Origin of the sequence: Streptomyces sp. NPDC097640, from assembly GCF_040302705.1 — a bacterium.
GTDB lineage: Bacteria > Actinomycetota > Actinomycetes > Streptomycetales > Streptomycetaceae > Streptomyces.
Window position 1 is genome coordinate 262,518 of sequence record NZ_JBEOSB010000007.1, and the last position, 12,721, is coordinate 275,238.

14 protein-coding genes are annotated in these 12,721 nt (G+C 70.0%); 5 read left to right on the plus strand and 9 right to left on the minus strand.

Features of this window, described 5'->3' with window-relative positions; genetic code table 11:
* Window positions 1–63 precede the first annotated feature (63 nt).
* From ABTY62_RS13445 to ABTY62_RS13455, 3 genes are all read right to left on the minus strand, one after another.
* Complete coding sequence (locus ABTY62_RS13445; RefSeq protein ID WP_311727915.1) at window positions 64–387, minus strand: STAS domain-containing protein; 324 nt, start codon at window positions 385–387, stop codon at window positions 64–66.
* 271 nt (window positions 388–658) lie between these two features.
* Window positions 659–1,507, minus strand: a complete 849-nt coding sequence (locus ABTY62_RS13450) for a 3-hydroxyacyl-CoA dehydrogenase family protein (protein ID WP_311727912.1) — start codon at window positions 1,505–1,507, stop codon at window positions 659–661.
* A 90-nt stretch (window positions 1,508–1,597) separates the two neighbouring features.
* The gene (locus ABTY62_RS13455) at window positions 1,598–2,239 is read right to left on the minus strand and encodes a TetR/AcrR family transcriptional regulator (protein ID WP_311727911.1); all 642 of its coding nucleotides are present in this window, start codon (window positions 2,237–2,239) and stop codon (window positions 1,598–1,600) included.
* 79 nt (window positions 2,240–2,318) lie between these two features.
* Between ABTY62_RS13455 and ABTY62_RS13460 the strand changes: the two genes are divergently transcribed.
* Genes ABTY62_RS13460 through ABTY62_RS13470 form a run of 3 tightly spaced genes read left to right on the plus strand, consistent with a single transcriptional unit; the run spans window position 2,319 to window position 4,613 of the window.
* Complete coding sequence (locus ABTY62_RS13460) at window positions 2,319–3,227, plus strand: ABC transporter ATP-binding protein (RefSeq protein WP_352129558.1); 909 nt, start codon at window positions 2,319–2,321, stop codon at window positions 3,225–3,227.
* 20 nt (window positions 3,228–3,247) lie between these two features.
* Window positions 3,248–4,003: an ABC transporter permease gene (locus tag ABTY62_RS13465; protein WP_352129559.1), complete on the plus strand. Its 756-nt coding sequence runs from the start codon at window positions 3,248–3,250 to the stop codon at window positions 4,001–4,003.
* A 37-nt stretch (window positions 4,004–4,040) separates the two neighbouring features.
* Window positions 4,041–4,613 (plus strand): cob(I)yrinic acid a,c-diamide adenosyltransferase, encoded by a 573-nt coding sequence (locus ABTY62_RS13470; protein ID WP_352129560.1) that lies wholly within the window; start codon window positions 4,041–4,043, stop codon window positions 4,611–4,613.
* On the opposite strand, the gene ABTY62_RS13475 is transcribed toward ABTY62_RS13470, so the two are convergent.
* Window positions 4,614–5,288 carry a hypothetical protein gene (locus tag ABTY62_RS13475; protein ID WP_352129561.1) on the minus strand — a complete coding sequence of 225 codons (675 nt, stop codon included), beginning with the start codon at window positions 5,286–5,288 and terminating at the stop codon, window positions 4,614–4,616.
* A 78-nt stretch (window positions 5,289–5,366) separates the two neighbouring features.
* Between ABTY62_RS13475 and ABTY62_RS13480 the strand changes: the two genes are divergently transcribed.
* A complete protein-coding gene (locus ABTY62_RS13480; RefSeq protein ID WP_352129562.1) occupies window positions 5,367–6,602 on the plus strand; it encodes a sensor histidine kinase in 1,236 nt (411 codons plus the stop codon).
* On the plus strand, window positions 6,599–7,291 hold the full coding sequence (locus tag ABTY62_RS13485; protein WP_352129563.1) for a response regulator: 693 nt from the start codon (window positions 6,599–6,601) through the stop codon (window positions 7,289–7,291). The genes ABTY62_RS13480 and ABTY62_RS13485 overlap by 4 nt, the downstream gene beginning before the upstream one ends.
* A 305-nt stretch (window positions 7,292–7,596) precedes the next feature.
* Here the strand turns inward: ABTY62_RS13485 and ABTY62_RS13490 are convergent, their stop codons facing one another.
* From ABTY62_RS13490 to atpA, 5 genes are all read right to left on the minus strand, one after another.
* On the minus strand, window positions 7,597–8,052 hold the full coding sequence (locus ABTY62_RS13490) for a DUF2550 domain-containing protein (protein ID WP_311727904.1): 456 nt from the start codon (window positions 8,050–8,052) through the stop codon (window positions 7,597–7,599).
* Window positions 8,053–8,172: 120 nt separating this feature from the next.
* Window positions 8,173–8,550, minus strand: a complete 378-nt coding sequence (locus ABTY62_RS13495) for a F0F1 ATP synthase subunit epsilon (protein WP_311727903.1) — start codon at window positions 8,548–8,550, stop codon at window positions 8,173–8,175.
* Window positions 8,551–8,728: 178 nt separating this feature from the next.
* Window positions 8,729–10,183 carry a F0F1 ATP synthase subunit beta gene (gene atpD, locus ABTY62_RS13500; protein ID WP_352129564.1) on the minus strand — a complete coding sequence of 485 codons (1,455 nt, stop codon included), beginning with the start codon at window positions 10,181–10,183 and terminating at the stop codon, window positions 8,729–8,731.
* A 5-nt stretch (window positions 10,184–10,188) separates the two neighbouring features.
* On the minus strand, window positions 10,189–11,103 hold the full coding sequence (locus ABTY62_RS13505; RefSeq protein ID WP_352129565.1) for a F0F1 ATP synthase subunit gamma: 915 nt from the start codon (window positions 11,101–11,103) through the stop codon (window positions 10,189–10,191).
* Window positions 11,104–11,105: 2 nt separating this feature from the next.
* Window positions 11,106–12,677, minus strand: coding sequence for a F0F1 ATP synthase subunit alpha (atpA, locus tag ABTY62_RS13510; protein ID WP_352129566.1), 1,572 nt, complete (start codon window positions 12,675–12,677; stop codon window positions 11,106–11,108).
* Between the last annotated feature and the right edge of the window lie 44 nt (window positions 12,678–12,721).

Genomic DNA, 12,721 nt, shown 5'->3' on the forward strand with positions numbered 1-12,721 from the left:
GCGCCGCCCCGCGCCCCGTCCCGGAGCCTTCACGCCATCTGACGGCCCGCTACGTTCCCGCACTCACACGCGCGGCAGCGACTCCACTTCGAGTCCGCCCTCGATGGCCAGGATCCGGTGCAGCCGGGTGGCCACGAGCAGCCGCTGCATCTGGGGCGGCACCCCGCGCAGCACCAGCCGCCGGCCCGCTCGGCCGGCCTTCCGGTGCGCCCCCATGATCACGCCGAGCCCGGTGGCGTCCCAGGAGTCGAGCTCGGTCAGGTCGAGTACGAGGTCCCCGCCGCCGGATTCAAGGGCGGTGTGCAAGGCCGTACGGGCGTCCGCCGCGCTCCGGACGTCGAGTCGGCCCCCGACGGCGAGCTCGGCGTGGTCGCCCCTGATATACATATGCGCTCCCCAATGTGGCGCTCCCCCAGCTCTCGTCGGCGGGGGCGCCCCCTGTCTCCCATTTGTCAATCTGGTCTACCGAATTGACTGTGTCTCATGCGGTGAAGTTGCCGCTTGTAAGCGAACCGATACCGAATTCACCCGCAAGGGTGCGTCTGCCCCCGATTGCGTTTGAGATGTGCGTCAGGGGCAGATAGAGCGTCCATGCCGGGCCGGATCGGTGCCGCCGGGTCGGTACCGGCGGGTCGGTACCGGCAGCCAGTACCGGCGGTCAGTAGCGGTAGAACCCGCCGCCGCTCTTGCGTCCGATGTCCCCGGCGTCGACCATGCGGCGCATGATCTCCGGCGGCGCGAACTTCTCGTCCTGGGACTCGGTGTAGATGTTCTCCGCGGCGTGCAGCAGGATGTCCACGCCGGTCAGGTCGGCCGTCGCGAGGGGTCCCATCGCATGGCCGAAGCCCAGCTTGCAGGCGATGTCGATGTCCTCGGCGGTGGCCACCCCGGACTCGTACAGCTTGGCCGCCTCGACGACGAGCGCGGAGATCAGCCGGGTGGTGACAAACCCCGCGACGTCGCGGTTGACGACGATGCAGGTCTTGCCGACGCCCTCGGCGAACTCCCGGGCGGCGGCGAGGGTTTCGTCGCTGGTCTTGTATCCGCGCACCAGCTCGCACAGCTGCATCATCGGCACGGGCGAGAAGAAGTGGGTGCCGACGACCCGCTCGGGGCGCTCGGTGGCCGCCGCGATCTTGGTGATCGGGATGGCGGAGGTGTTGGAGGCGAGGATCGTCTCGTCCTTGACCAGGCCGTCGAGCGTACGGAAGATCTCCCGCTTGACCTCGATCTTCTCGAAGACGGCCTCCACGACGACATCCGCGTCGGCGGCGGCGTCCAGGTCGGTCGTGGTGGTGATGCGCGCCAGCGCCTGCTCGGCGGCCTCCGCCTCGAGCTTGCCCTTGGCGACGAACTTCTCGTACGAGGCCCGGATGGCGTCGGTGCCGCGGCGCAGCGCCTCGTCGGTCACGTCACGGAGCACCACGTCCCAGCCCGCCTGGGCGGAGACCTGCGCGATGCCGGATCCCATGAGTCCGGCACCGATGACCGCGAGCTTCCTGGCCACGTCCACGTCCTTTCGTACTTTGAGTAACTGACGCCAATGGCCGGACCTTAACGCCCGTTCACCCCTTGTGGCAGCCCCTAGTAAGGCGCGTCACGGTGTGTTCTTCACCGCATAGTTGAGAACGCTCTCACTGAGGAGCGACTCCATGACGTCGATCTGCCGCAGCAGCTCCGCGGAGAGCTGCTCGGGGGTGCCGCCCGTGGCATGGCAGCGCGCGATGTTGCGGTGGACGGCGTTCTGCATGCCGACGAGCTGGTGGGCGATGAACTCGGGCGTCGGGTCGTCCGCGGCGGCGCCGGTCTCCTCCCGCAGGGTGGTGGCCAGCCGGTCGACGATCTGGCCCTGCATCCGCAGCAGCCGGGCCATCAGCGTCGGCGACTCCTGGATGACCTGCATGAAGCGTGCGTAGCCCGGGTCCATCCCGGCGTACGGGTTGCGCTCCGCGACGTCCTGGCGCAGCCGGTCCAGCACCGCCCGCACCGCCGGCACGCCCTCTCCGCGCTCCCGGACGAGCCGCGAGGGGCGTTCGACGACCTCGTCCTCGCGGTCGAACAGGAGGTCTTCCTTGGCGGGGAAGTAGTTGTAGACGGTGTTGACCGAGACGTCCGCGACCTCGGCGACCGCCGCGATCGTGACCGCCTCGAAGCCGTGTTCCAGGAACAGCGCGGTGGCCATGTCCGAGATGCGCTGCTTGACCTGCCGCTTCTTCCGCTCCCTGAGTCCTTCCGCCATGGCCTCATCCTAGCTTCGATGGAGCCTCTTAATTTTTGGGGTCGTTGCAAAATTTAAGTCTCCCTGCTTTTCTAGGCGCATGCCTGTCATCAGCACGGCCGGGCTCGCCCGGACCTTCCAGACCAAGCACGGCCCCGTCGAGGCCGTACGCGGCATCGACCTCACCGTCCGGCCGGGCGAGATCCTCGGCTTCCTCGGCCCCAACGGCGCGGGCAAGACCACGACCCTGCGCATGCTCACCACGCTGCTCCCGCCCACCGGCGGGGCCGCGACCGTCGCCGGGCACGACCTCGCCCGCGACCCGGCGGGGGTGCGCCGGAAGATCGGGTACGTCGCCCAGTCCGGCGGCGTCGACCCGTCCGTCTCCGTCCGCGAGGAACTCACCACCCAGGGCCGCCTCTACCGGCTCGGCAAGGCCGAGGCGGCCGCCCGCGCCGAGGAACTCGCCGCCGACCTCGGCCTGACCGAGCTGCTGGACCGCAAGTGCGGCGCCCTGTCCGGCGGGCAGCGGCGCCGCCTCGACATCGCCATGGGCCTCACCCACCGCCCCGCCGTCCTCTTCCTCGACGAGCCGACCACCGGGCTCGACCCGGGCAGCCGCGCCGACCTGTGGGAGCTGATCCGACGCCTGCGCGCTCCTCTCCCCGCTCAGTCTCAGGGCGCTCCAACGCACGGGCTTCCCTCGTCACTGCTCGCTCCTTCGTCGCTGCGCGGCTCCTCAGTCCAGCCCGCGCAGCGCCCCGAGACACGCTCACCCGGGCACGCCATGACGGTCTTCCTGACCACCCACTACCTCGACGAGGCGGAGGCGCTCGCCGACCGGCTCGTCATCGTCGACAAGGGCACGGTGGTCGCCGAGGGCACCGCGGCGCGGCTCAAGGCCGAGTACGGCGGATCGCCGGACGCCACCCTCCAGGACGCCTTCATCGCCATCACCGGGCGCGGCGCACAGCGGCCCGACCCCGACCCCGCCCCCATCGCCGTCTGACGACCCAGGAGCCTTACGCCGTGTCCAACCTGCTCTCCGACACCGGCCTGATCTTCGGCCGCTATCTGCGCCAGGCCATGAACTCCAAGGTCGCCGTGGCCTTCGGGCTGCTCCAGCCCATGTTCTACCTCGTCTTCTTCGGCCCCCTGCTGCGCGACGTCCCGCTCGGCGGCGAGGGCGACTCCTGGCAGACGCTGGTCCCCGGACTGCTCATCCAGCTCGGCCTGTTCAGCGCCGCGTTCGCGGGCTTCGGTATCCTCCTGGAGAAGCAGTTCGGGGTGATCGAGCGGATGCGGGTCACCCCCGTCAGCCGGCTCGCGCTGCTGCTGGGCCGCGCGCTCAAGGACGTGGTCCAACTGCTGGTCCAGTCGCTGGTGCTGGTGATCGCCGCCGTCCCGCTGGGGCTGCGCGCCCCGGTGCTCGGGGTGGTCGTCGGCTTCGTCTTCGTCGGCCTGCTCACCATCTCGCTGGCCTCGCTGTCGTACGCGCTGGCCATGCGGGTCGACGGCCCGCAGGGGTTCGCCCCGGTCATCAGCACCGTCAACATGCCCGCGATGCTGCTCTCCGGCATCCTGCTGCCGATGGCCCTGGCCCCGGGCTGGCTGGACGCCGTCTCGCGCTGTGTGCCGTTCCGCTACCTCGTGGACGCGGTGCGCGCCGCGTACGTCGGGGACTACGGCTGGGACACGGTCGGTGTCGGCGCGCTGGTCGGGCTCGCCCTGTGCGCGGTGTCCATGACGATCGGCACTCGGGTGTTCCGCAAGGCCGGGGCGTAGCGACCGTTCTCCAGCCCCCGCGCGTAGGCTCGGACGCATGGTCAGACTCACCCGCATCTATACGCGCACCGGGGACAAGGGCACCACGACCCTCGGCGACATGAGCCGCACCGCCAAGACGGATCCGCGGATCGCCGCATACGCCGACGCGAACGAGGCGAACGCCGCGATCGGGGTGGCCATCGCGCTGGGGGCGCTGCCCCCACAGATCGTCAACGTGCTGGTCCGCGTCCAGAACGACCTGTTCGACGTGGGCGCGGACCTGTCCACCCCGGTCGTCGAGAACCCCGAGCACCCGCCGCTGCGCGTCGAACAGAGCTATATCGACAAGCTGGAGGCGGACTGCGACCTCTTCCTCGAAGGGCTGGAGAAGCTGCGCAGCTTCATCCTCCCCGGCGGCACGCCCGGCGCGGCCCTGCTGCACCAGGCGTGCACCGTCGTACGCCGGGCCGAGCGCTCGACGTGGGCGGCGTTCGACGAGTACGGGGAGTCCATGAACCCGCTCGCCGCCACCTATCTCAACCGCCTCTCCGACCTGCTGTTCATCCTGGCCCGGGAGGCCAACAAGGAGGTCGGGGACGTGCTGTGGGTACCCGGCGAGAACCGCTGATCAGGATTTGGTGAGGGACCGGGGCCGGCCCCGGTCCCTCTCTTCCGCTTGCTTCTTGTCCTTGGGCGGCCAGACCGTGTAGCAGACGGCGACCAGCAGGTGGATGCCCGCGACCGTCAGCATCTGCCCCTGCCACGCCACCATCGGTTCGCTGCGGTCCCCGTCGCCGATCAGCCAGATGCACGCCTGGAGCACGGCCACCGCGATCACCGCGGCGATCAGCGTCATCCGCCACAGCCGCCACTCGTGCCTCACCCGCGCCGCACCGTACTTGGGCGGCTTGACCGGGGGCGGCCCACCCGCGAACCGGTGGGCGAAGCGCCCGTCCGCCCAATTGATCATGTAGTGCCCGTACGCGATGGAGAAGCCCAGGTAGACCGCGGCCAGCCCATGCGCGGTCGACGGCTCGGCGCCCCGCCGCAGATCGATCACGGTCGCGGTCAGCAGCACCACGTCCAGCAGTGGCACACAGGCCAGCAGCGCCGCCCCGGCCCGCGGCTTCCGCAGGACGTACCGCACACACAGGCCGCCGAGCAGCACCACCCAGAAGCCGACCTCGCTGGCGACGATCAGTCCCACGATCACGGCCCGTTCTCCCTTCTCCTGCCCGTCTCCCCTACCGTCCCGCGAGATCCGGGCCGCCGCGTCGTCGGCGACGACGAGACCGGACTGCATCCTTCGATGTACGGCGGCGCGGCCCGGGCCCGTCGGGAAGGGGACGCAGGCCCAGCGGCGGCGTGTTGTGATGGACCCATGCCGTCCCGCCTTCCGGCGCCGCACCGCGTCGACGTCGCCATCGCCGTAGGCGGGCTGTTGGGCGGGCTGCTGCTGATGGGTCTCGGGCTGCGCGGCGGGGTGTATCTGGGCGAGCTGTCGCCCATCACGCTGCCCCCGTGGTCGACGGTCACCGCGCTGGCCGCCATGGCGGCCGCCGAACTGCTGCGCCGCATGGCCCCGGGCACCGCCCTGGCGCTCGGCACCGCCGCCCTCGCCGTGGACCTGTGCGGCGGCTCGCTCATCGCGACCGTCCTGATGTACACGGACCTGGTGTACGCGGCGGTCCTCTACGGACCGCCCTCCCTGGCCCGGCGGCTGCCGCCCGCGTCTGTGGCGACCACCGTGGTCGCCACGGTCGTGCCGCTGGCACTGCTGCGCACCCCCGAGTCGCTGTTCATCGGCCTGGTCACCGCCCTGCTCACCTTCGCCCCGGCCGGCACCGGGGCGATCGTGCGCAATCACCAGGAGGCCGCCGAGGCCGCCCGGCTGGAGGCCGAGCGGACGGCCCTGCTGGCCGAGCTGGACCGGCGGGAGGCCGTGGTGGCCGAGCGCGCCCGCATGGCCCGCGAGCTGCACGACCGGGTCGCCGGCCATCTGTCGGCCATCGCCATCCACTCCACCGCCGCGCTGTCCCTGGGGGACGCCGCCGCGACGGACGACGCGCTCGGCGTCATCCGGGAGAACAGCGTGCGGGGCCTGGCCGAGATGCGTCAGCTGATCGAGCTGCTGCGCGACGCGGGCGGGGCGACGGAGCCCACCGCGGCGCCCACCCTCGACGCCCTCGACGCGCTGATCGAACGCGCCCGCGCGGACGCCCCCGCCGTCAGCGGGCTGAAGTTCGCGCTGCGCGACGAGCGCGCGCCGGGCGCAGCGCTTCCCGCGCCGGTCGAGCTCGCCGCGTACCGCATCGTCCAGGAGTCGCTGACCAACGCGCTCAAGCACGCGGCCCCCGGCGAGGTGACCGTACGCCTCGGCCATGGCGCCGACGGTCCGGCCGGGGCCGGCGTCCTGGAGGTCGGCGTCACCAGCCCGTTCGACACCCGCCCCGGACCCCGCGCGCCCGGCTCCGGCATGGGCGTCATCGGGATGCGGGAGCGCGTCTCCCTGCTCGGCGGCACCCTCGAAGCCGGCCCGCACCCCGAGCCGGCCGGACCGGTGTGGCGGGTACGGGCGGCGCTGCCCCTCGACGGCAAAGGAGCCCTGACACAGTGAACGCACCGCGGCCTCAGGGGGAGGCTGAATCGTCCAGGGTCCGCGTCCTGGTCGCGGAGGACCAGTCGGCCGTACGGGCCGGGCTGGTGCTCATCCTGCGCTCCGCCCCCGACATCGAGGTGATCGCGGAGGCGGCCGACGGCGAGCAGGCCGTCCGCCTGACCCGGGAGCTGCGGCCCGACCTGGTGCTGATGGACGTTCAGATGCCGCGTCTGGACGGGGTCTCGGCCACCCGCGAGATCGTCGCCGAGCAGCTGGCCGACGTACTGGTCCTGACCACCTTCGACCTCGACGAGTATGTCTTCGGCGCCCTGCGCGCCGGGGCGGCCGGCTTCCTTCTCAAGGACAGCGACGCGGCGGGCCTGCTGGAGGCCGTACGGACGGTGGCCCGCGGCGAGGGCATGATCGCCCCGGCCGTGACCCGCCGTCTGATCGCCGAGTTCGCCCGGCCGAACCCCGCGCCGGCCGCCGCCACCGCCGACCCGGCGGCGCTCGCCTCCCTCACCCCGCGCGAGCGGGAGGTGCTGGGCGCACTGGGCCGGGGCCTGTCCAACGCCGAGATCGCCGATCACCTCGCCATGGCGGAGGCCACCGTGAAGACCCACGTCAGCAGGGTGCTCGGCAAGCTGGGGCTGCGCAGCCGGGTGCAGGCGGCGGTGCTGGCCCAGGAGCTGGGCGGAGTCGGCTGACCCCACAGAGGGTGGGGAGCCGCGGCGCAGAGCTCGGGGGAAGACTTCCGCGCCGCGGCCGTACCAGGAGGGAAAGCAAGCGATATCGGCACGCCATACGCAGGCGCACGCCATATGAAGCGAAAGCCTTTCCCCCGCGCCGCCGGACCGAAAACAAGATCGAATGCGGCTACGCCCCGATCGTGCCACATCCACGACGAGCGCAGAACGCATTCCACCGTGAGCCATATCACGCCCATCCAGTGGACACGAAACAACAAAATGGGCCCCCTTCTTTCAGGCGACCCATTAAGAGAATTCAAAACCTATGCCACATTCACCCGCTGGCCGGGCGGGGCGGCCTCCAGCCAGGCCAGAAAGCCGGTCAGCGCGTCCTCGCTCATCGCCAGCTCCAGCCGGGTGCCGCTGTGCAGACAGGCCAGCACCACCGCGTCGGAGAGCAGCGCCAGTTCCTCCTCGCCCTTCGGCGTACGCCGCTCCAGCACCTCGATCGAGGCGCGCTCCAGGACCCGGCGCGGTCTGGGCGCGTAGGAGAAGACCCGGAACCACTCGATCCGGTCACCGTTGTAGCGAGCGACGCCGTACACCCAGCCCTTGCCGCTGGGTTCCGGCTCGGCCTCGGGGCCGGGCGCGTCCCAGCGCAGTGAGCAGTCAAAGGTTCCGCCGGACCGCTGGATCAGCCGCCGCCGCAGACCGAAGACGAAGAGTCCCACGACCACCAGCGCTACGACCACGCCGCACACAAGCAGAGCGAGGGCCATCTTCACCGACCTCCTCGCGTCATCCGGAAAAACCGCACCTGCATCGCCTCAGCCGCGGACCGGCGCAGGGAAGTTCCCACGCGGCCCGCGGCTGAGGGTTTCGACCGTTCGTGACAGGCTTCAGTGCGCTCCCGCCACCGCGCGCAGCCGGACGTCGGCACGCCGCTCGGCGGCGGCGTCAGCCTCTGCCTTGGCACGCTCCAGCGCCCGCTCCGCCCGCTTGACATCGATCTCGTCGGACAGCTCCGCGATCTCGGCGAGCAGCGAGAGCTTGTCGTCCGAGAACGAGATGAACCCACCGTGCACCGCGACGACGACCGTTCCGCCCTCGCTCGTGCGGATGGTCACCGGGCCGGACTCCAGCACACCGAGCAGCGGCTGGTGGCCGGGCATGACGCCGATGTCACCGGATGTGGTGCGCGCGATGACCAAGGAGGCCTTGCCGGACCAGACACTACGGTCCGCCGCGACCAGCTCGACATGCAGCTCAGCAGCCAACGTGGCTCCTCGGGTCTTCACCTGCCGGGTGCGACAGGGCTTTCGTCAAAGGATAACGGGCGTACGGAGAGGGGTGGGACGCGGCCCACCCCTCTCCGGTTGACCTCGGGCTTATCGAAGGTCCAGCTTCAAGAAGGCCAGGCTTCTTCAGAAGACCGGACTTCCGGAAGACCGGGCTTCAGGAGACGCCCAGCTCCTTGGCCTTGGCCTTCAGGTCGTCCAGGCCACCGCACATGAAGAACGCCTGCTCCGGGAAGTGGTCGAACTCACCGTCGGCGATCGCGTTGAACGCGGCGATGGACTCGTCCAGCGGCACGTCCGAGCCGTCGACGCCGGTGAACTGCTTCGCCGCGTGGGTGTTCTGCGACAGGAAGCGCTCGATACGGCGGGCGCGGAAGACGGTGAGCTTGTCTTCCTCGCCGAGCTCGTCGATGCCCAGGATGTTGATGATGTCCTGGAGGTCCTTGTACTTCTGGAGGATGGACTTGACCCGCGAGGCGCAGTCGTAGTGCTCCTGCGAGATGTAACGCGGGTCCAGGATCCGGGAGGTGGAGTCCAGCGGGTCCACCGCCGGGTAGATGCCCTTCTCCGAGATCGGACGGGAGAGCACCGTCGTCGCGTCGAGGTGCGCGAAGGTGGTCGCCGGGGCCGGGTCGGTCAGGTCGTCCGCGGGGACGTAGATCGCCTGCATGGAGGTGATCGAGTGACCGCGGGTCGAGGTGATGCGCTCCTGGAGGATGCCCATCTCGTCGGCCAGGTTCGGCTGGTAGCCCACCGCGGAGGGCATACGGCCGAGCAGCGTCGAGACCTCGGAACCGGCCTGGGTGAAGCGGAAGATGTTGTCGATGAAGAACAGCACGTCCTGCTTCTGCACATCGCGGAAGTACTCCGCCATGGTCAGACCGGCCAGGGCGACCCGCAGACGGGTGCCCGGGGGCTCGTCCATCTGGCCGAAGACCAGCGCGGTCTGCGGGAGAACGCCGGACTCGGCCATCTCCTCGATCAGGTCGTTGCCCTCACGGGTGCGCTCGCCGACGCCGGCGAACACGGAAACGCCCTCGTGCAGCTTGGCCACACGCATGATCATTTCCTGGATGAGGACGGTCTTGCCGACACCCGCGCCGCCGAACAGACCGATCTTGCCGCCCTTGACGTACGGGGTCAGCAGGTCGACGACCTTCAGGCCGGTCTCGAACATCTCGGTCTTGGACTCGAGCTGGTCGAAGGCCGGGGCCTTGCGGTGGATGGACCAGCGCTCGGTGACCTCGGACTCGGCCTCGGGCTCGTTGAGGATCTTGCCCAGGGTGTTGAACACCCGGCCCTTGGTGACATCGCCGACCGGGACGGTGATGCCGTCGCCGGTGTCGGTCACCAGGGCCTGGCGGACCAGACCGTCGGTGGGCTCCATCGAGATGGCGCGAACCACGCCCTCACCGAGGTGCTGGGCGACCTCGAGGGTGAGCGTCTTGGTCTTGCCCTCCTCGGAGGGGTCCGCGACCTCGACGTTCAGTGCGTTGTAGATTTCCGGCATCGCGTCGACGGGGAACTCCACGTCGACGACCGGGCCGATGACCCGCGCGACGCGGCCAGTGGCCACGCCGGCAGGAGCGGTCGGCTCAACAGTGGTGGTCATAGTTGTCAGTCACTCCCCGCAGAGGCGTCGGCCAGGGCACTCGCGCCACCGACGATCTCGCTGATTTCCTGGGTGATTTCGGCCTGGCGGGCCGCGTTGGCAAGCCGCGAGAGCGACTTGATGAGCTCTTCGGCGTTGTCGGTCGCCGACTTCATCGCCCGGCGGGTGGCCGCGTGCTTGGACGCTGCCGCCTGGAGCAGGGCGTTGTAGATACGGGACTCGACGTACCGCGGCAGCAGCGCGTCGAGCACCTCCTCCGCCGACGGCTCGAACTCGTACAGCGGCGCGATGACATCCTTCGCCGCCGTCTCCTCCGCCGTCTTCTCCATGCTCAGCGGCAGCAGCCGGTTGTCGACCGGCGTCTGCGTCAGCATCGAGACGAACTCGGTGTAGACGATGTGCAGCTCGTCCACGCCGCCCTCGGCGGTGTCCTGCTGCACGGCCTCGATCAGCGGGCCCGCGATCTTCTTGGCGTCCGCGTAGGTCGGGTTGTCGGTGAACCCGGTCCACGACTCCGTGACCTTGTACTCACGGAAGCCGTAGTAGGCGACACCCTTGCGGCCGACGATGTAGGTGTCGACCTCCTTGCCCTGCTCGGTGAGGGCCTTGGTGGCCTGCTCGGCCGCCTTGATCACGTTCGCCGAGTAGCCGCCGGCCAGGCCGCGGTCGCTGGTGATGAGCAGCAGCGCGGCCCGGGTCGGGGTCTCCGCCTCGGTGGTGAGCGGGTGCTTGGTGGTGGAGCCGGTGGCCACCGCGCCCACCGCCCGGGTGAGCTCACTGGCGTACGGAGTCGACGCGGCCACCTGGCGCTGCGCCTTGACGACGCGCGAGGCGGCGATCATCTCCATCGCCTTGGTGATCTTCTTGGTCGCAGAGATGGACTTGATCCGCCTCTTGTAGACCCGGAGTTGGGCACCCATGCTCAGCCCTCGCCCAGCAGCTTGCCGTCCGAGGTCTCGAACTGGCGCTTGAAGCTGTCGACGGCCTCGCCGAGCGCGCCGATGGTGTCATCGGACATCTTGCCGCCCTCGATGATGCTGGTCATCAGGCCCTTGTGCTCACGGTGCAGGTAGTCGTGCAGCTCGCTCTCGAAGCGGCGGATGTCCCCGACCGGAACGTCGTCCATCTTGCCGGTGGTGCCGGCCCAGATGGAGACGACCTGGTCCTCGGTGGCGAACGGGGCGTACTGCGGCTGCTTGAGCAGCTCGACCATGCGCGAACCGCGCTCCAGCGAGGCCTTGGAGGCCGCGTCCAGGTCGGAACCGAAGGCGGCGAACGCCTCGAGCTCACGGAACTGGGCGAGGTCCACCCGGAGCCGGCCGGAGACCTGCCGCATGGCCCGGTGCTGGGCCGAGCCACCGACGCGGGAGACCGAGATACCGACGTTCAGAGCCGGGCGCTGGCCGGCGTTGAACAGGTCGGACTCCAGGAAGCACTGGCCGTCGGTGATGGAGATGACGTTGGTCGGGATGAACGCCGAGACGTCGTTGGCCTTGGTCTCGACGATCGGCAGACCGGTCATCGAGCCGGAACCCATCTCGTCGGAGAGCTTGGCGCAGCGCTCCAGCAGCCGGGAGTGCAGGTAGAAGACGTCACCGGGGTACGCCTCGCGGCCCGGCGGACGGCGCAGCAGCAGCGAGACGGCGCGGTAGGCGTCGGCCTGCTTGGACAGGTCGTCGAAGACGATCAGGACGTGCTTGCCCTGGTACATCCAGTGCTGGCCGATGGCCGAGCCGGTGTAGGGGGCCAGGTACTTGAAGCCCGCCGGGTCGGACGCCGGGGCGGCGACGATCGTCGTGTACTCCAGGGCGCCGGCCTCCTCCAGCGCGGCGCGCACGCTGGCGATGGTGGAGCCCTTCTGGCCGATGGCGACGTAGATGCAGCGGACCTGCTTCTTCGGGTCGCCGGAGCGCCAGTTGTCACGCTGGTTGATGATCGTGTCGACGGACAGCGCGGTCTTGCCGGTCTGCCGGTCGCCGATGATCAGCTGACGCTGGCCGCGGCCGATCGGGGTCATCGCGTCGACGGCCTTGTAGCCGGTCTCCATCGGCTCGTGGACCGACTTGCGGTCCATGACCGTGGGGGCCTGAAGCTCGAGGGCGCGGCGGCCCTCGGTCTCGATCTCGCCGAGGCCGTCGATCGGGTTGCCCAGCGGGTCGACGACGCGGCCGAGGTAGCCCTCGCCGACGGCGACCGAGAGCACCTCGCCGGTGCGCTGCACCTGCTGGCCCTCTTCGATGCCGCTGAACTCACCGAGGACGACCGCGCCGATCTCGCGCTCCTCGAGGTTGAGGGCGAGGCCGAGGGTGCCGTCCTCGAACTTCAGCAGCTCGTTCGCCATGGCCGAGGGAAGACCTTCGACCTTCGCGATGCCGTCGCCGGCGACGGTGACCGTACCGACCTCCTCGCGCGAGGCCGCGTCCGGCTTGTACGCCTGGACAAAGTTCTCCAGTGCGTCCCGGATCTCCTCCGGCCGGATCGTGAGCTCCGCCATCTGGGTTCCCTGCTCTCCTTGTTGGGCCCGAAGTATCTGACTAC

What these genes read in the sequence shown, in the direction of transcription:
- ABTY62_RS13445 (WP_311727915.1), bottom strand. Translation starts at nt 387, where the DNA reads ATGTATATCAGGGGCGACCACGCCGAGCTCGCCGTCGGGGGCCGACTC.
- ABTY62_RS13455 (WP_311727911.1), bottom strand. Translation starts at nt 2,239, where the DNA reads ATGGCGGAAGGACTCAGGGAGCGGAAGAAGCGGCAGGTCAAGCAGCGC.
- ABTY62_RS13460 (WP_352129558.1), top strand. Translation starts at nt 2,319, where the DNA reads ATGCCTGTCATCAGCACGGCCGGGCTCGCCCGGACCTTCCAGACCAAG.
- ABTY62_RS13470 (WP_352129560.1), top strand. Translation starts at nt 4,041, where the DNA reads ATGGTCAGACTCACCCGCATCTATACGCGCACCGGGGACAAGGGCACC.
- ABTY62_RS13475 (WP_352129561.1), bottom strand. Translation starts at nt 5,288, where the DNA reads ATGCAGTCCGGTCTCGTCGTCGCCGACGACGCGGCGGCCCGGATCTCG.
- ABTY62_RS13480 (WP_352129562.1), top strand. Translation starts at nt 5,367, where the DNA reads ATGCCGTCCCGCCTTCCGGCGCCGCACCGCGTCGACGTCGCCATCGCC.
- ABTY62_RS13490 (WP_311727904.1), bottom strand. Translation starts at nt 8,052, where the DNA reads ATGGCCCTCGCTCTGCTTGTGTGCGGCGTGGTCGTAGCGCTGGTGGTC.
- atpD (WP_352129564.1), bottom strand. Translation starts at nt 10,183, where the DNA reads ATGACCACCACTGTTGAGCCGACCGCTCCTGCCGGCGTGGCCACTGGC.
- ABTY62_RS13505 (WP_352129565.1), bottom strand. Translation starts at nt 11,103, where the DNA reads ATGGGTGCCCAACTCCGGGTCTACAAGAGGCGGATCAAGTCCATCTCT.
- atpA (WP_352129566.1), bottom strand. Translation starts at nt 12,677, where the DNA reads ATGGCGGAGCTCACGATCCGGCCGGAGGAGATCCGGGACGCACTGGAG.